We start from the raw sequence: 15,530 nt of genomic DNA, 5'->3' as shown, positions 1-15,530 counted from the left end.
GGAGGGTGGGCGGGATGGCTAGCGTCCGCGCCAGGAGGTGGTGGCGGTGCGCCGAGGTGCCGTACGGAGTGTGGTGGTGGCCGGGCTGCTGGTGCTGCTCGGCGGGACGGGAGGCGCCGGTGGCACCGGGGGCGTCGGGATCGCCCACGCCTCGGGCGGCGGCCCGGAGGCCGACGTGGCGTACCACGGCAGGGTCGCCCTGGCCCGGGGCCGGCTGCGGATCCTGCTGGTCCCGGAGAACGAGGGTCCGGCCGCGCTGGCGAACGCCACCCTGCGGCTGCGGCTGTCCGTCGACCTCGCGGACCGGCAGGAGCCGGCGGGAGGCTGTGCGCGGGTCGGCCGCCGCGAGGTGGTGTGCGAGACGGGGGCGCTGCCGCCGCACGGACGCGGTCGGCACCTCGGGCTGGTGCTGGACCTGAGGGAGCCGGCGCGGGAGGTGGTGGTACGGGTCGACACGTGGTGGGACGGCGGCGCGGCCGACCGGAACCGCACCAACAACGAGCACGTGGTGCTGGCCCTGGAGACGGGCGACAGCTACGCCTTCTGAGCGTGCTCGGCGCCCGGGGCGAACTCGGCGAGGGCCTCGTCGACGATCTTCTCCAGGCGGGCGTGGTGGGCGCCGCGCCAGTAGACGCGCTCGCAGTCGACGCACTGCGCGAAGACGTCGTACGAGCGCTGCGTGCCGTGCTCCAGGCGGTCGCCGACGCTGTCCTTGTCGGCGGCGCGCAGGGTGCCGTTGCACGCCGTGCAGCGTGTCCACGGCGCGAGGGCGGGTGCGAAGCGGCCCAGGACGTCGCGGACCTGCTCGTCGGGGTTGTCGCTGTAGACGTACGCGCCGGCGAACAGCTCGCGGCGGCGCAGCAGTCCGCGGTCGCGGGAGAGCAGGACGCGCCGCTCGGTGGCGGAGCGGGTGGCGAGGGCCGGGTCGCCGATGTCCTCGTTCTCGTAGGCCGCGTCGACGCCGAGCAGGCGCAGGCGGCGGGCGAGGGTTCCGAGGTGGACGTCGAGGAGGAAGCGCAGCGGGGCCGCGTCGGGGACGCCGGGGACGCGCTGGGGGCGGTCGACGGCGAACACCTCGACGGATTCCCCGGCCAGCGGGACGTGGGAGACGGGCGTTTCGGTGCCGTCGACGAGGATCCGGCCGACCTCGGTGAGCGGGATGCCGGTCGATTCGACGACGTGGCCGAGGCTGGAGACGCCGTCGGTCGCGGTCGCCACGCGTACGCCGCGCCGGGCCGGCGCGGCGAACACGTGCAGTTCAGGGGCGAGGGTGAGCTCAATGCCGGGTCCGTTCACGGGCCCAGCATGCCACTGCCCGGCGGGTCGCGGCGGCGGATTTTCGGGGCCCCGGCCCCTCGCCGCGGAGCTCGCGGCGGCGGTCGCGGGAATGGTCGCGGCTTCGGTGCGGCCGCCGGCCGGATGTGGCTCGGGTCTGCCAACTAGGTACAAGTGAAGGCCGGTTGACTTTCATGAGTGGAGAACTACACTCATGAAGGTGATGAACCCATCGTTCGAGAGCGGCATGACCCTCCTGACGGAGGAGGAGCTCTCCACTCTCGCCGAGCAAGGTCACGCGATCCGGTACCCGCCGGGCAGCATCCTGTTCGGCGAGGGCGAGGAGACGGACTTCGCCCTGCTGCTGCGCGTGGGGCACGTGAAGGTTCAGGTGGGGAGGCCGCCGCGGACGGTGGCGGTGCGCGGGCCGGGGGAGATCATCGGCGAAATGGCCGCGGTGCGCCGCAAGCCGAGGTCCGCGAGCATCGTGGCCGTGGAGAAGGTCGAGGCCCTCTACATTCCGGCGATGTCCTGGCTGCGTTTTCTCTACGAGAATCCCCGTGCCATGCACGCGCAGCTCGTCGCCGCGGACGAACGGCTCGACGAAGCGACTCAGAAGAGCGTCGAATCCTACCTCGGTGTGGAGCAGCGCCTGGCGAAGTCGCTCGTCGAGTTGATAGAAAAAGGGCTGGGTAGCAGCACATCGCGCGGGATGGAACTCCGCTTCAGTCAGCGTGATCTTGCCAGCCTGGTGGGAGTGTCCCGGGAATCGGTGGTCCAGGTGATCCGAGGGTTCAAGGATGCCGGAATCGTCGACACCGGAAGGAACGTCTCCATCGTCACGGAAATGGCGCGGCTCCGGGAAATCGCCGACGGGAAATCGACGTCATCGTCCCGAAGAGCGCCATGAAGGGGCAAGGGGGCGGAAATGAGTCGAAAGCCCGGCATCCTTGACCATCCCCTCTTGGAACGCCTGAATTCGCTCGGGCTCAAGCGCGACGACTTCCTCGTCTTCGGCAGTGCTCCCCTCATGGTCTACGGGCTCCGCAGAGAACTGGGAGACCTGGACATCCTGGCCAGGGGTGAGGCTTGGGAAAGAGCGCACCAGCTGGGAGATCCCTCGACCGGGAAGGCGACGGGCTCGCCGTCCATACAGTTCTGGGGCGGTGAGATCGAGGTCTTCGATCAATGGATCTCCCAAAAATGGCAGTTCGACCGACTGGTCAGCCGTGCCGATGTGATCGAGGGCGTCCGCTTCGCCGACCTCCACGACGTCTTGGCCTACAAAGCCGAGTTGATGCGCCCCAAGGACCTTGCCGATATCCATGCTCTGCGGAAATTACTGATCGCGGAGCTCGGGTAGCCGGGGCGCGGATTCGGCCATCCAAATCTGTCCCGACCGGGCAGAAAGAGTTCGCGACGCGCGCAGGAGACCGCATGCCGAACCATGATCCCTATGCCGCGCAACTCGCGGACCCGGAATACTTTCGCCGTGAGTACGCCGAGATGCGACGCCGCCTGGAGAGGTTGGACCGCGCGATCGACAGCGCATTCGTCCTCCTCGCCGTGCTGGGAGGAATCGCCGGATCCGTCGTATTCCTCGTGGCTGCCCAGCAGTTCTTCGTCTCGCAGAACGGCCCCATGGCCGGAGGCGGTGCCGCGCTCGCGACGCTCCTTTTCGGAGGCGCCGCCTGGAGCGGACAGAAGGCCGGTAAGCGAAGGAAGACCCGCCGGTCCGGTACGTCGGCGGCCTGACGCCCACACGGGGCGCAGGGACAGCCGTGCAGAACAGGTCCCGCTCACTGCGGGATCGGCGCCCCGGAGCGGAAGCCTCGGCGCCCCGGAGTAGAAGCCTCGGAAAGGAATGTTGTGGAACGCAGCACCTTGAACCAGGACGGCCTGTCCCGGCTCTGTCTTTTCGTCGACGTCCAGGGATACGGGCAACGAACCCTCCCCGAGCAGGAGCGGGTGCAGCGGTGGCTGGTCGAAGCACTTGAGCGCATGCGGGAGAACGCCCTGCTGGACGAGGGCCAGTTGGTCCGTCAGAACCAGGGTGACGGATGTCTCCTCCTGGTGGATCCCTGGCTGCCGGTGCCGGCCGTGCTGCCGCGGTTGGTCCAGGGGATCACCGAGGCCGTGCACTGGATCAACGAACCGCTGCGGGAATCGACGCGCATCAAGGTGCGGGTCGCGTTCGACGTCGGCGTCGTGCGGACGGCGGCCAACGGCTACGTCGGACGGGCGGTGACCTCGGTCGCGAGGTTGGTCGACTCGGCACTCCTGAAGTCCGAGCTGGCCGCGTCGGCGGCGTCGGAGGTGGCCGTGGTGCTTTCCGACAGCCTGTACCAGGACGTGGTCGCTACAGGGTTGCCGGGACTGCCGCCCGAGTCGTTCGAGCAGATCCCCGTCGAGGTGAAGGAGTTCGCGACCTGGGCGTGGCTGATGGGTCGCAACCGGACCGGCGACGCTGCGGGGAGCCGGGGAGCAGGCCGCTCCACCGGCCGTTAGCCGCGGTCGGCGAAAGGCCGGCTCACGGCCAGACCAGGCAGTACGGCTGGTGGCCCGCCTCATGGAGACGATGGCTGAAATCTTGCCATTCGTGGAGCAGCTGGTAGACGTTGAACGCGTCGCGCGGGCCGCCGCGGTCGGGGACCGTGGACCAGATGAAGGCGGCCGCGCCCACCGATTCCTCGCCGACGTCGCGCAGCGGGTCGACGACCGTCATCGGGAGTTTCACGACGGCGTAGTCGGGGTGGAGGACGACCAGCTCCAGTGGGGGCACCTTGTGCAGGGGTATGCCCTCGATGCCGGTCAGGACCATCGCGGCGACCGTCTCCGGCTTGATCTTGCTGAACATGCCGCCCATGCCGAGCTCGTCGCCGCCCAGCTCCTCCGGCCGCATCGTGACCGGGACGCGCGCGGCCGTGGCACCGTCGGGTGCGCCGAAGTACTTGTAGGTCACGCCCATGCCACGCCCTCTGGGGAGGCCGTCGGGATCCTGCAGCGGGCCCGGGACGGGCTCGGCCGCGTCCGTGGCGCGGCGGCGGTGCTTGCCGCGGCGACGTTCGCGGGCGCGCTGCGGATCGAGGTCGTCCGTGCCCTCGCCCGGTCCACCACCGCGTTGCATATCTCCACCCGACTGGTCTTGCCTGCCCCGGCCCCGCGGCCCCCGCCACGCAGCCTGATCATCATGGCAGTGACCTCCCCCGGGGCGGCGCGGTGAAACGCCCGTCCGCAAGTCAGTCGCGGCCTCTGAGACCATGGCTGGTGTGAGCTACCCGTACCCGTATGAAGCCAAAGTCTCGCAGACTCTCTTTGACCGCGCGTCCCTCGTGACGCCTGGCGGCGTGAACTCTCCCGTGCGCGCCTTCCGCGCCGTGGGCGGAACGCCCAGGTTCATGGTGTCCGGTACCGGTCCGTACCTGACCGATGCCGACGGGCGCGAGTACGTCGACCTGGTCTGCTCGTGGGGGCCGATGATCCTCGGCCACGCCCACCCGGCCGTGGTGGAGGCCATCCAGGCCGCCGTCGTCCGCGGCACGTCCTTCGGTACTCCCGGCGAGGGCGAGGTCGCGCTCGCCGAGGAGATCGTCGCGCGGATCGCGCCCGTGGAGCAGGTGCGCCTGGTGTCCTCGGGCACCGAGGCGACCATGTCCGCGATCCGTCTCGCCCGCGGGTTCACCGGCCGCGCCAAGATCGTGAAGTTCGCCGGCTGCTACCACGGGCACGTCGACGCGCTGCTGGCCGCAGCCGGTTCCGGGCTCGCGACCTTCGCGCTCCCGGACACCCCGGGCGTGACGGGCGCGCAGGCCGGGGACACGATCGTGCTCCCCTATAACGATCTGGACGCGGTCCGGGCGGCCTTCGCCGCGCACCCCGGGGAGATCGCCTGTGTGATCACCGAGGCGGCGCCCGGCAACATGGGCGTCGTGACCCCGGGCGAGGGCTTCAACCAGGGGCTGGCCGACCTCTGCCGTGCGAACGGCGCGCTGTACATCTCCGACGAGGTCATGACGGGCTTCCGTACCTCCCGCGCCGGCTGGTACGGCGTGGACGGGGTCGCGCCCGACCTGATGACCTTCGGCAAGGTCATGGGCGGCGGCTTCCCGGCGGCGGCGTTCGGCGGCCGCGCCGACGTGATGGGCCACCTCGCGCCGGTCGGCCCGGTCTACCAGGCGGGCACGCTGTCCGGTAACCCGATCGCGACGGCCGCCGGCCTCGCGCAGCTGCGGCTGCTGGACGACGCGGCGTACGAGAAGGTCGACGCGGTGTCCCGGGAGATCCAGGGCCTGGTGACGGGCGCGCTCTCCAAGGAGGGGGTCGCGCACCGGCTGCAGACCGCCTCCAACATGTTCTCCGTCTTCTTCACCGAGGACGAGGTCCGCAACTACGACGACGCCAAGAAGCAGGAGTCCTTCCGCTTCAACGGCTTCTTCCACTCGATGCTGTCGCAGGGCGTCTACCTGCCCCCGTCGGCGTTCGAGTCGTGGTTCGTGTCCACCGCGCACGACGAGAAGGCGATCGAGCGCATCGCGGCCGCCCTGCCGGCCGCCGCCCGAGCCGCCGCGGAGGCGACCGCATGAGCACCCGAGGCCGTATCGACGGCAGCTCCGAGATCACCGTCGTCCACGTGGTGCGCCACGGCGAGGTCGAGAACCCGGACGGCGTGCTCTACGGCCGCCGCGCCGGCTACCACCTCTCCGAGCTCGGCCGCCGCATGGCCGACCGCGTGGCCGAACACCTGGAGAGCCGGGACGTGACGCACGTCGTGGCGTCCCCGCTGGAGCGGGCCCAGGAGACGGCGGCGCCGATCGCGAAGTCGCACGGGCTGGACCTGGCGACCGACACCCGCCTCATCGAGGCGGGCAACGTCTTCGAGGGCAAGACCTTCGGGGTCGGCGACGGCGCGCTGCGCAAGCCGGAGAACTGGAAGCACCTGACGAACCCGTTCAAGCCGTCCTGGGGCGAGCCGTACGTCGAGCAGGTCGTGCGGATGGTGAGCGCCATCGAGACCGCCCGCGACGCGGCCCGCGGCCACGAGGCGGTGGCGGTCAGCCACCAGCTGCCGATCTGGATCGTACGGAGCTTCGCGGAGAAGCGGCGGCTGTGGCACGACCCGCGCCGCCGCCAGTGCACGCTGGCCTCGCTGACCTCGTTCACGTACCAGGGCGACAAGCTGGTGTCGGTGGGCTACAGCGAGCCGGCCCGTGACCTGGTCCCCGCGCACCTCCTCGCGGGGGCGAAGCCGGTGAAGGGCAAGTCCAAGGCGTTCGGCGCGTAGGCCCCGTCCGGGCGGTGCGGGTGGCCGGGTCCGGCCGCCCGTGCCCGCCCGTACGCCGGCCCCCGGGGGGCCGTCAGGCCGCCGACCGGTGGCCAGGGCACGTACCTCGTGGCCGCCCGACCGGTCCCCGGTTCCATCTGACCAGCGGCTTAGCACAGTCTCGGGGGGCGCGGAAGATCCGCGAACCGCCCATGCGAAACTTTTCACATGAGCCTTAGCCGCGCGCGTGCCCCTCGTCTCAGCCGCCGCTCGACCAGCGGCCGCGCCGTCCTGCTGACCGCGGTGGCACTCGCCGGCGCCCTGACCCTCACGGCGTGCAGCGACGGGGACGGCGGCGGCAAGTCCGCCTCTTCCGCCGGCGGCAACTACGTGACGGGGGCCGGCGGGATCTCCACCGTCGCCAAGGGCGACCGCAAGGACGCCCCCAAGCTCGACGGCGAGACCGTCGACGGCAAGACGCTGGACACCACCACCCTCAAGGGCAAGGTCGTCGTCCTCAACGTCTGGGGTTCCTGGTGCCCGCCGTGCCGCGACGAGGCCAAGTACTTCGCGAAGGTCTCCAAGGAGCTGGAAGCCGCCGGGCAGCCCGTCGCCTTCGTCGGCATCAACACCCGGGACAACACCAAGCAGAACGCCACCTCCTTCGAAGAGACCTACGGGATCACCTACCCGAGCCTCTTCGACCCGGACGGCAAGCTGATGCTCCGCTTCCCCAAGGGCACGCTCAACCCCAACGCCATCCCCTCCACGATCGTCCTCGACAAGGACGGCAAGATCGCCGCGCGCACCCTGGTCGCCATCAACGACGAACACCTGCGCTCGATGATCGACCCGCTCCTCGCGGAGCAGTGACCGCGTGGTCACCGACCTCTCCCAGGCCGTGCTCGCGGCCGAGCAGACCGGCGTCAACACGACCGTCCTGAACGGCGCCCTGCTGCTGGCGCTGCCGATCTCGCTGTTCGCCGGGATGATCTCCTTCTTCTCGCCCTGCGTGCTGCCGCTGGTCCCCGGCTACCTCTCCTACGTGACCGGCGTCGGCGGAGCCGACCTGGCCGAGGCCCGGCGCGGCCGGATGCTGGGCGGCGCCACCCTCTTCGTGCTCGGCTTCACCTCCGTCTTCGTCTCGACCGGTGCGCTCTTCGGCTACTTCGGGCAGACCCTCGACGCGAACAAGGAAGTCATCTCCCGGGTCCTGGGCGGCCTGGTGATCCTGCTCGGCCTGTTCTTCATGGGCGCGATCCCCGGCCTGACGATGCGCGAGTTCCGCTTCCACAAGAAGCCGGCCGTCGGCCTGATCGGCGCGCCCGTGCTCGGAGTGCTCTTCGGCCTCGGCTGGACACCCTGCATGGGCCCGACCCTCGCAGCCGTCGGCACCCTCTCCATCGATCAGGCGACCGCGGGCCGCGGCGCGCTGCTGACCGTGGTCTTCTGCCTGGGACTGGGGCTGCCCTTCATCGCCACGGCGCTCGCGTTCCGCAAGGCGCTCGGCGCCTTCGGCTGGGTGAAGAAGCACTACGCGTGGGTGATGCGCATCGGCGGCGGCATGCTGATCGTGACCGGCCTGCTGCTCGTCACAGGATTGTGGAGCAGCATCGTCAGCGACATGCAGAGCTGGACCCGAGGCTTCACGGTGGGGATCTGAGGACTACACGGACATGAGTACGACCGACAAGGCGCCCTCCGAGGCGCCGAACGATTCCGCCGGGACCGACGCGGGGACCGACGCGCAGGCACGGGCCGAGGCCCGGGCCTCCGCGGAAGCCACCGCCGAGGCGGCCGCCGGCGCGCAGCTGTCCACCGCCCCCCTGGAGGACACCCCCACAGACCCCGTGGGCATCGGCGTGTTCGGCTGGGCCCGCTGGTTCTGGCGGCAGCTCACCTCCATGCGGGTGGCGCTGATCCTGCTCTTCCTGCTGTCCCTCGCGTCCATTCCGGGCTCGCTGATCCCGCAGAACCAGGTCGACCTGATGAAGGTCGCCGCCTGGAAGAAGGAGCACGCCTCCTGGGTGGGCGTCGCCGAGAAGCTCCAGCTGTTCGACGTCTACAGCTCGGTGTGGTTCTCCGCGATCTACCTGCTGCTCTTCATCTCGCTGATCGGCTGCATCCTGCCGCGTTCCTGGCAGTTCGTGGGCCAGCTCACCGGCCGCCCGCCCGGCGCGCCGAGGCGGCTGGACCGGATGCCCGCCTACACGACGTGGCGCACGGACAAGTCCCCGGACGAGGTGCTCTCGTACGGCCGGGCCCTGCTCGGCCGCCGCCGCTTCCGTACGGAGGCGGGCGGGGATTCGGTGTCCGCCGAGAAGGGCTATCTGCGCGAGGCCGGGAACCTGGTCTTCCACGTCGCGCTGATCGTGATGCTGATCGCCTTCGCCTGGGGCCAGTACTTCAAGTCCGAGGGCGGCAAGCTCGTCCTGCGCGGCAAGGGCTTCTCCAACACGCTCACGCAGTACGACGACTTCAAGTCGGGCGGCCTCTTCGACCCCGACGACCTGCCCCGCTTCTCCTTCACGCTGGACAAGTTCGACGCCACGTACGAGCGCACGGGCCCGCAGAAGGGCACCCCGCGCGACTTCAAGGCGTACGTCACCTTCAGCGAGGGCGCGGACGGCGAGCCGCAGAAGCGCGAGATCCAGGTCAACAAGCCGCTGGAGGTGGACGGCTCCAAGGTGTACCTGCTCGGCCACGGCTACGCGCCGGTCATCTCGGTGACCGACTCCACCGGCAAGGTGATCTACAAGGACGCGGTGCCGATGCTGCCGCAGGACGGAAACCTCACCTCCACCGGAGCGGTGAAGGTCACCGACGGCTTCAAGGACAAGGACGGGAAGACGACGCAGCTCGGCTTCTCCGCGATGTTCGTCCCGACCTTCGCGGGCGCCGGCCAGGGCACGATGTTCTCGCAGTTCCCGGAGCTGGACTTCCCGGCGCTCGCGCTCAACGCGTGGCACGGCAGCCTCGGCGTGGACTCGGGCCTGCCGCAGAACGTGTACCAGCTGGACACCACCAAGATGAAGCAGTTCGAGACCGAGGACGGCAAGCCGCTCGCCAAGCGGATGCTGCCCGGGGAGAGCATGGAACTGCCCGGCGGCCAGGGCACCGTGAAGTTCGAGTCCATCGAGCGCTGGGCGACCTTCTCGGTCACCCACCAGCCGGGCAGCGGCCTCGCGCTCGCCGGCGCGATCGCGGCCATCGCGGGCCTCGCGGGGTCCCTCTTCATCCGGCGCCGCCGGATCTGGGTCCGGGCGGTGACCGGCAAGGACGGCGTCACCGTCGTCGAGATGGCGGGCCTGGGACGCAGCGAGTCCGCCAGGCTCCCCGAGGAGCTGTCGGCGCTGGCCGGCGCGCTCCACCAGCAGGCGCCCACGGCGGCGCCGGCCCCCACCCCACCTGTCGAAGCCCCACTTGCCGAAACACCTGCCGACGTCGAAGGGGAGCGCGCCTGATGCAGCTCGCGGCCGCAGCCAACGAGAACCTGGCTCATCTCAGCAACAACCTGATCTACGCGTCCATGGCGGTCTACACCCTCGCCTTCTTCGCCCACATCACCGAGTGGCTCTTCGGCAGCCGCAGCAAGGTGGCCCGTACGGCGGCCGCGCTCACCCGTTCCGAGGCGCGGGCCGACGCCCCCGCCGTCCAGGTACGGAGCAAGGGGGGCACCGCCGTCCTCGACAAGCCCGAGGTCGTCACGCGCAGCGCCGCCGGCACCCGTGACGTCCCCGACGGTCCCGGCGCGGCCGGCGGCACCGTCCAGGGCGACCTGTACGGGCGGATCGCCGTCTCGCTGACCACCCTGGGCTTCCTCCTCGCGGCGGGCGGGGTCGTCGCCCGCGCGCTGTCGGTGGAGCGGGCGCCCTGGGGCAACATGTACGAGTTCTCGATCACCTTCTCCACGGTGGCCGTCGGCGCGTACCTGGCGCTCCTCGTGCTGAAGAAGAACGTCCGCTGGCTCGGCCTGTTCCTGGTCACCACGGTCCTGCTGGACCTGGGCATCGCCACCACGATCCTCTACACCGACAGCGACCAGCTGGTCCCGGCCCTGCACTCGTACTGGCTGTGGATCCACGTCTCCACCGCGATCTTCTGCGGCGCGGTCTTCTACATCGGCGCGGCCGGCGCGGTCCTGTACCTCTTCCGCGACAGCTACGAGGCCAAGCTCGCGCGGGGCGGCACGCCGGGCAGGTTCGCCACCTCCGTCATGGAGCGCTTCCCGTCGGCGGCCTCGCTCGACAAGTTCTCGTACCGCATCAACGCGGCCGTCTTCCCGCTGTGGACCTTCACGATCATCGCGGGCGCGATCTGGGCCGGCGACGCGTGGGGCCGCTACTGGGGCTGGGACCCCAAGGAGGTCTGGTCCTTCGTGACCTGGGTCGCCTACGCCTGCTACCTGCACGCCCGCGCCACCGCCGGCTGGAAGGGCCGCAAGGCCGCGTACCTCGCGCTCTTCGCGTTCGCCTGCTGGATCTGGAACTACTACGGCGTGAACATCCTGCTGAGCGGCAAGCACTCCTACGCGGGAGTCTGACCCGGGTCGTACGACGCGCGGGGGCCGGGCCGGCCGAGAGGCGGCCCGGCCCCCGCGGCGTTTGCGGGCCCGTTCCCGGCCGCGCCCGACGCGCGCCCGTGCGGCCGCGCCGGTCGCCCGGTCACCAGACGGGGCGCAGCGCCGGGAGGGGGCCGTCGCCGTTCAACGCGCGGACCAGGAGGCCGAGCTCGGCGCGCAGCGTGCCGAGGTCGACGCTGCCCCGCCCCAGTTCGGCTTCCAGCTCGTGCAGGATCCGCCCGGCGGCGCGCAGGTGGCCGTGGGCCGCCCCGGTCAGTACGACCAGCTTGCGGCGGCCGCCCTCGGGGTGCGGCTCGCGCCGTACGTAGCCGCGCCGCTCCAGGTCGTCGACGATCTGCCCGGCGGCCTGCTTGGTCACCCCCAGCCGTTCGGCGAGCTCGGTCGCGGTGGCGCCCCGGGCCCCCAGGGCCTGGAAGGCCATGCCGTGCAGGGGGCGCAGGCCGTCGTCGTGGCCGGCCTCTTCGAGGCGGCGGGTGAACTCGCCGAGCAGCAGCTGGAAGCCGAGGCCGAGCAGGAAGCCGAGCTCGATGCCGTCGTCGCTTTGGTGGTGGGTCACGGAAACATGGTGACACGGGTGGGTCAAGCTGCTTTACTCACGCAAGTAAAGCTCCTTTACTCGCCGGCCCACCGCCGGCCCGACGGAGAAGGACCCGCCTTGCGCGTCATCACCACGTCCCCCGAGCACGTCGTCACCACCCCGAACGCCACCATGACCGGCCTCGCCTCCCCCAGCCGGGGCAGCGCGGAACTGAGCACCTGGTACGCCGTCATGGCCGCCGGGATCACCGGCCCCGAACACTCCGTCAGCCGCGAACAGGTGTGGACGGTCACCGCCGGCGCCCTGGACGTCACCTGCGACGGCCGCACCGAGAAGGTCGCCGCCGGCCAGGCCGTGGTCCTGCCCCCGGACGTCCCGCGCCACGTCCACGCCCTGGAGGACACCACGGTCTACGTCGCCATGCGCGCGGACGGCCTCGTCTCGGTCCCGGGCACCGAAGGCACCCGGCCCCTGCCGTGGGCGCTCTGACCGCCGGGTGCGGCCCCGTAGCCCCGTAGCCCCGTAGCTCCGTAGCCCTGTGGCCCCGTAGAAGGGCTCTCAGAAGGGCTCTCAGTCCTTGTCGGTGTCCTTGGCGGCGTCCTTGCCGTCCCGCCCGTCCTGCTCGTCCCGCAGGGACTTCAGGAACTCCGGGTTGTCGTCCGGCGCAACCCACTGGCCGCGGCCCGCCCGCGACCGGCCGCCGCCGACGGCGCCGGGGACGCGCTTCTTGCCGGCGAACAGCCACACCACGGGGCCGACGATCGAGAAGAGCAGGATGATGAGCACCCAGACGACCTTGGGGAGGTGCTTGACCTCTTCCTCGGGCGTGTTCAGACAGTCGATGAAGGCGTAGATGGTCAGCGCGATGATCAGCAAGAACGGCAGATAGCGCAGCACGGTGTGGGACCGACCTCCAGGAGAACGGTGCGGACCTGGCCGGGCCGCGGGGGACTCTTCCAGGGTAGAGGGCCCGCCGGGGTTCGGGCTCTGAGCGGGGATGCCACAATTGCCCGCATGGCTTACGACGATCTCCGCTCGCTGCTCCGGGCCCTGGAGCGGGAGGGCGACCTCAAGCGCATCAAGGCCGAAGTGGACCCGTACCTAGAGGTCGGGGAGATCGTCGACAGAGTGAACAAAGCCGGCGGACCCGCACTGCTCTTCGAGAACGTCAAGGGCTCGGCGATGCCGCTGGCCATGAACGTCTTCGGGACCGACCGGCGGCTGCTGAAGGCCCTCGGCCTCAAGTCGTACGCCGAGATCAGCGAGAAGATCGGCGGCCTGCTGAAGCCGGAGCTCCCGCAGGGGTTCATCGGCGTCCGCGAGGCCTTCGGCAAGCTCGGCTCGATGGTGCACGTGCCGCCGAAGAAGGTGAAGGGCGACTCCGCGCCCGTCCAGGAGGTCGTCCTCACCGGCGACGACGTGGACCTGGACCAGCTGCCCGCGCTCTTCACCTGGCCCAAGGACGGCGGGTCCTTCTTCAACCTCGGCCTGACGCACACCAAGCACCCCGAGACGGGCGTGCGCAACCTCGGCCTGTACCGCCTGCAGCGCCACGACAAGCGCACCATCGGCATGCACTGGCAGATCCACAAGGACAGCCGCAACCACTACGCCGTCGCCGCCGCGCGGGGCGAGCGGCTGCCGGTCGCGATCGCCTTCGGCTGCCCGCCGGCCGTGACGTACGCGTCGACCGCGCCGCTGCCCGGCGACATCGACGAGTACCTCTTCGCCGGGTTCGTGGCGGGCAAGCGGATCGAGATGGTGGACTGCAAGACGGTCCCGCTCCAGGTCCCGGCCAACGCCGAAGTCGTCATCGAGGGCTGGCTGGAGCCGGGGGAGACGCTGCCGGAGGGGCCGTTCGGCGACCACACCGGCTTCTACACCCCCCAGGAGCCCTTCCCCGCGCTGAAGATCGACTGCGTGACGATGCGCAAGCGTCCGCTGATCCAGTCGATCGTGGTCGGCCGGCCGCCGACCGAGGACGGCCCGCTGGGGCGTGCGACGGAACGCTTCTTCCTGCCTCTCCTCAAGATCATCGTCCCGGACATCGTGGACTACCACCTTCCCGAGTCGGGCGGCTTCCACAACTGCGCGATCGTCTCGATCGACAAGAAGTACCCCAAGCACGCGCAGAAGGTCATGCACGCGATCTGGGGCGCGCACATGATGTCGCTGACCAAGCTGATCATCGTGGTCGACAAGGACTGCGACGTCCACGACCTCCACGAGGTCTCGTGGCGGGCGCTCGGCAACACCGACTACTCCCGCGACCTGACGGTGGTCGAGGGCCCGGTGGACCACCTGGACCACGCCTCGTACCAGCAGTTCTGGGGCGGCAAGGCGGGCATCGACGCCACGAAGAAGCTTCCCGAGGAGGGCTACACCCGCGATGGGGGCTGGCCCGACATGGTGGAGTCCGACCCGGCCACGGCGGCGCTGGTGGACCGGCGCTGGAAGGAGTACGGACTGTGAGCCCCCTCGGCATGGACGGCCCGGCCCTCTTCATCGGCAACGACACCACGTACGTGGCTCTGGTCCGCCCGCGGCTCGACCCCGCGGACCCGGACGTCCGGGAGGCCGCCGAGCAGGCGGGCGTGAGCCCCGAGGAGTTCGCGGGCCCCGGCAACGTCTGGGCGCTGATGCTGGACCAGGAGGACGGCGAGGGCGACGGCTTCGAGCTGCCCGGCGCACGGGACACCGAGGCGGACGACTTCGCGGAGCAGTTGGAGCGGGCCCTTTCGGCCGCCGGGCCGTTCACCGCCGAGGCCGGGAACTTCCTGCACCTCGACGCCCGCCCGGCCGGAGCCGGCGGCTGGCTGCTGACCGCCCGGGTCACCCCGCCCGAGGGCCACGACACGGGCCCCCAGACCCTGGAGCTCGGCCCGCTCCCCACGGCGGAGCTCCTGGCCGACCTCGAAGACTTCCGGAGAACCCTCGCATGATGACGACCGCGGACGAACTGATCGGCTCGTCCGGCCCGGCGCCGCAGCCGACCGGCAAGGTCAAGGCCTTCCTGCGGCTCGTGATGATCGAGCACTCGGTCTTCGCACTGCCCTTCGCCTACATCGCCGCGCTCACCGCGATGTTCACGCTCGACAGGACCGTGCACTGGGCCGAGCTGCTGCTCGTCACCGTCTGCATGGTGGGGCTGCGGACCTTCGCGATGGCCGCCAACCGGATCATCGACCGGGAGATCGACGCCCGCAATCCGCGTACCGCGGGGCGGGAGCTTGTCACCGGGGCGGTGTCCGTGCGGTCGGCGTGGACCGGGGCCGGGATCGCGCTGGTCGTCTTCCTCGGCGCCGCGGCGCTGCTGAACCCGCTCTGCCTGGTGCTGGCGCCGGTCGCCGTCGTACCGATGGTGCTGTACCCGTACGGGAAGCGGTTCACGAACTTCCCGCACGCGATCCTCGGCCTCGCGCAGGCCATGGGGCCGATCGGAGCCTGGCTCGCGGTCACCGGGGCATGGTCGTGGGACGCGGTGATCCTCGGGCTCGCGGTGGGCGTGTGGATCGGCGGCTTCGACCTGATCTTCGCCTGCCAGGACGTGGCCGCCGACCGCGCGGAGGGCGTCAAGTCCGTTCCGGCCCGCTTCGGCATCCCGGCCGCCCTGTGGGGCGCCCGCGGCGCGCACGTCGTGACCACGGCCCTGCTGGCCTGGTACGCCGTCGCGACGGACGCCGGCCCGCCGTTCTGGTTCGGTCTGCTGGTCGTCGCGGGGGCCTTCCTCTACGAGCACACCATCGTCAAGCCGCACGACCTGTCCCGGCTGAACCGCGCCTTCTTCACGGTGAACGGTTTCATCGGCATGGCCCTCTTCGTCTGCGCCCTGCTCGACCTGGTGCTCCGGGGCCTGTCCCCGTAACCCGGTCACA

At 70.6% G+C, this 15,530-nt stretch carries 19 protein-coding genes; 15 read left to right on the top strand and 4 right to left on the bottom strand.

From position 1 onward, the window contains the following. The first annotated feature begins 46 nt into the window (after nucleotides 1-46). Nucleotides 47-547: a hypothetical protein gene (locus tag ACFWBY_RS35440; RefSeq protein WP_385337759.1), complete on the top strand. Its 501-nt coding sequence runs from the start codon at nucleotides 47-49 to the stop codon at nucleotides 545-547. Here the strand turns inward: ACFWBY_RS35440 and ACFWBY_RS35435 are convergent. Then, a complete protein-coding gene (locus tag ACFWBY_RS35435; RefSeq protein WP_385337756.1) occupies nucleotides 535-1,296 on the bottom strand; it encodes a Mut7-C RNAse domain-containing protein in 762 nt (253 codons plus the stop codon). The genes ACFWBY_RS35440 and ACFWBY_RS35435 overlap by 13 nt on opposite strands. A 193-nt stretch (nucleotides 1,297-1,489) precedes the next feature. On the opposite strand from ACFWBY_RS35435, the gene ACFWBY_RS35430 reads away from it, so the two are divergent. The 4 genes from ACFWBY_RS35430 to ACFWBY_RS35415 all read left to right on the top strand — a co-directional run bounded on the left by ACFWBY_RS35430 (nucleotide 1,490) and on the right by ACFWBY_RS35415 (nucleotide 3,783). Next, nucleotides 1,490-2,185, top strand: a complete 696-nt coding sequence (locus ACFWBY_RS35430) for a Crp/Fnr family transcriptional regulator (protein WP_385337754.1) — start codon at nucleotides 1,490-1,492, stop codon at nucleotides 2,183-2,185. 54 nt (nucleotides 2,186-2,239) lie between these two features. Next, nucleotides 2,240-2,638 carry a hypothetical protein gene (locus ACFWBY_RS35425; protein ID WP_385337751.1) on the top strand — a complete coding sequence of 133 codons (399 nt, stop codon included), beginning with the start codon at nucleotides 2,240-2,242 and terminating at the stop codon, nucleotides 2,636-2,638. 74 nt (nucleotides 2,639-2,712) lie between these two features. Continuing rightward, complete coding sequence (locus ACFWBY_RS35420; protein ID WP_385337748.1) at nucleotides 2,713-3,030, top strand: hypothetical protein; 318 nt, start codon at nucleotides 2,713-2,715, stop codon at nucleotides 3,028-3,030. A gap of 114 nt (nucleotides 3,031-3,144) precedes the next feature. After that, nucleotides 3,145-3,783, top strand: a complete 639-nt coding sequence (locus tag ACFWBY_RS35415; protein WP_385337745.1) for a hypothetical protein — start codon at nucleotides 3,145-3,147, stop codon at nucleotides 3,781-3,783. Between the two features lie 22 nt (nucleotides 3,784-3,805). Here ACFWBY_RS35415 and ACFWBY_RS35410 read toward each other — a convergent pair whose 3' ends face one another. Continuing rightward, entirely contained in the window at nucleotides 3,806-4,402 is a 597-nt protein-coding gene (locus ACFWBY_RS35410; protein WP_385337742.1) for a hypothetical protein, read from the bottom strand. Between the two features lie 133 nt (nucleotides 4,403-4,535). On the opposite strand from ACFWBY_RS35410, the gene hemL reads away from it, so the two are divergent. From hemL to ccsB, 6 genes are all read left to right on the top strand, one after another. Then, nucleotides 4,536-5,858 (top strand): glutamate-1-semialdehyde 2,1-aminomutase, encoded by a 1,323-nt coding sequence (hemL, locus tag ACFWBY_RS35405; RefSeq protein ID WP_385337739.1) that lies wholly within the window; start codon nucleotides 4,536-4,538, stop codon nucleotides 5,856-5,858. Continuing rightward, entirely contained in the window at nucleotides 5,855-6,556 is a 702-nt protein-coding gene (locus ACFWBY_RS35400; RefSeq protein ID WP_385337736.1) for a histidine phosphatase family protein, read from the top strand. Before hemL ends, ACFWBY_RS35400 begins: the two co-directional genes overlap by 4 nt. Nucleotides 6,557-6,763: 207 nt before the next feature. Next, complete coding sequence (locus tag ACFWBY_RS35395; RefSeq protein ID WP_385337733.1) at nucleotides 6,764-7,408, top strand: TlpA family protein disulfide reductase; 645 nt, start codon at nucleotides 6,764-6,766, stop codon at nucleotides 7,406-7,408. Nucleotides 7,409-7,412: 4 nt separating this feature from the next. Further along, on the top strand, nucleotides 7,413-8,198 hold the full coding sequence (locus ACFWBY_RS35390; protein WP_385337730.1) for a cytochrome c biogenesis CcdA family protein: 786 nt from the start codon (nucleotides 7,413-7,415) through the stop codon (nucleotides 8,196-8,198). Between the two features lie 13 nt (nucleotides 8,199-8,211). Beyond that, complete coding sequence (locus ACFWBY_RS35385) at nucleotides 8,212-9,999, top strand: cytochrome c biogenesis protein ResB (protein ID WP_385337728.1); 1,788 nt, start codon at nucleotides 8,212-8,214, stop codon at nucleotides 9,997-9,999. Then, entirely contained in the window at nucleotides 9,999-11,078 is a 1,080-nt protein-coding gene (ccsB, locus tag ACFWBY_RS35380) for a c-type cytochrome biogenesis protein CcsB (protein ID WP_385337725.1), read from the top strand. Before ACFWBY_RS35385 ends, ccsB begins: the two co-directional genes overlap by 1 nt. A 121-nt stretch (nucleotides 11,079-11,199) precedes the next feature. Here ccsB and ACFWBY_RS35375 read toward each other — a convergent pair whose 3' ends face one another. Further along, entirely contained in the window at nucleotides 11,200-11,673 is a 474-nt protein-coding gene (locus ACFWBY_RS35375; protein WP_385337722.1) for a MarR family winged helix-turn-helix transcriptional regulator, read from the bottom strand. A 99-nt stretch (nucleotides 11,674-11,772) separates the two neighbouring features. On the opposite strand from ACFWBY_RS35375, the gene ACFWBY_RS35370 reads away from it, so the two are divergent. Then, nucleotides 11,773-12,144, top strand: coding sequence for a cupin domain-containing protein (locus ACFWBY_RS35370; RefSeq protein ID WP_385337719.1), 372 nt, complete (start codon nucleotides 11,773-11,775; stop codon nucleotides 12,142-12,144). An 81-nt stretch (nucleotides 12,145-12,225) separates the two neighbouring features. On the opposite strand, the gene ACFWBY_RS35365 is transcribed toward ACFWBY_RS35370, so the two are convergent. Further along, a complete protein-coding gene (locus tag ACFWBY_RS35365; RefSeq protein ID WP_385337716.1) occupies nucleotides 12,226-12,552 on the bottom strand; it encodes a PLD nuclease N-terminal domain-containing protein in 327 nt (108 codons plus the stop codon). 117 nt (nucleotides 12,553-12,669) lie between these two features. Here ACFWBY_RS35365 and ACFWBY_RS35360 point away from each other — a divergent pair, with 117 nt between their 5' ends. The 3 genes from ACFWBY_RS35360 to mqnP are packed head-to-tail and all read left to right on the top strand — an operon-like array spanning nucleotide 12,670 to nucleotide 15,520. Continuing rightward, on the top strand, nucleotides 12,670-14,127 hold the full coding sequence (locus ACFWBY_RS35360) for a menaquinone biosynthesis decarboxylase (RefSeq protein ID WP_214947065.1): 1,458 nt from the start codon (nucleotides 12,670-12,672) through the stop codon (nucleotides 14,125-14,127). Further along, on the top strand, nucleotides 14,124-14,597 hold the full coding sequence (locus ACFWBY_RS35355) for a hypothetical protein (protein WP_385337712.1): 474 nt from the start codon (nucleotides 14,124-14,126) through the stop codon (nucleotides 14,595-14,597). Before ACFWBY_RS35360 ends, ACFWBY_RS35355 begins: the two co-directional genes overlap by 4 nt. Further along, on the top strand, nucleotides 14,594-15,520 hold the full coding sequence (gene mqnP, locus ACFWBY_RS35350) for a menaquinone biosynthesis prenyltransferase MqnP (RefSeq protein WP_385337709.1): 927 nt from the start codon (nucleotides 14,594-14,596) through the stop codon (nucleotides 15,518-15,520). The genes ACFWBY_RS35355 and mqnP overlap by 4 nt, the downstream gene beginning before the upstream one ends. Nucleotides 15,521-15,530 lie beyond the last annotated feature (10 nt).

The sequence above is a fragment of the Streptomyces sp. NPDC060049 genome, assembly GCF_042736715.1.
In the GTDB taxonomy this organism is placed as follows: Bacteria; Actinomycetota; Actinomycetes; order Streptomycetales; family Streptomycetaceae; genus Streptomyces.
The sequence above is the reverse complement of the archived record's forward strand: the minus strand, read 5'-3'. Positions and strand labels throughout refer to the sequence as shown.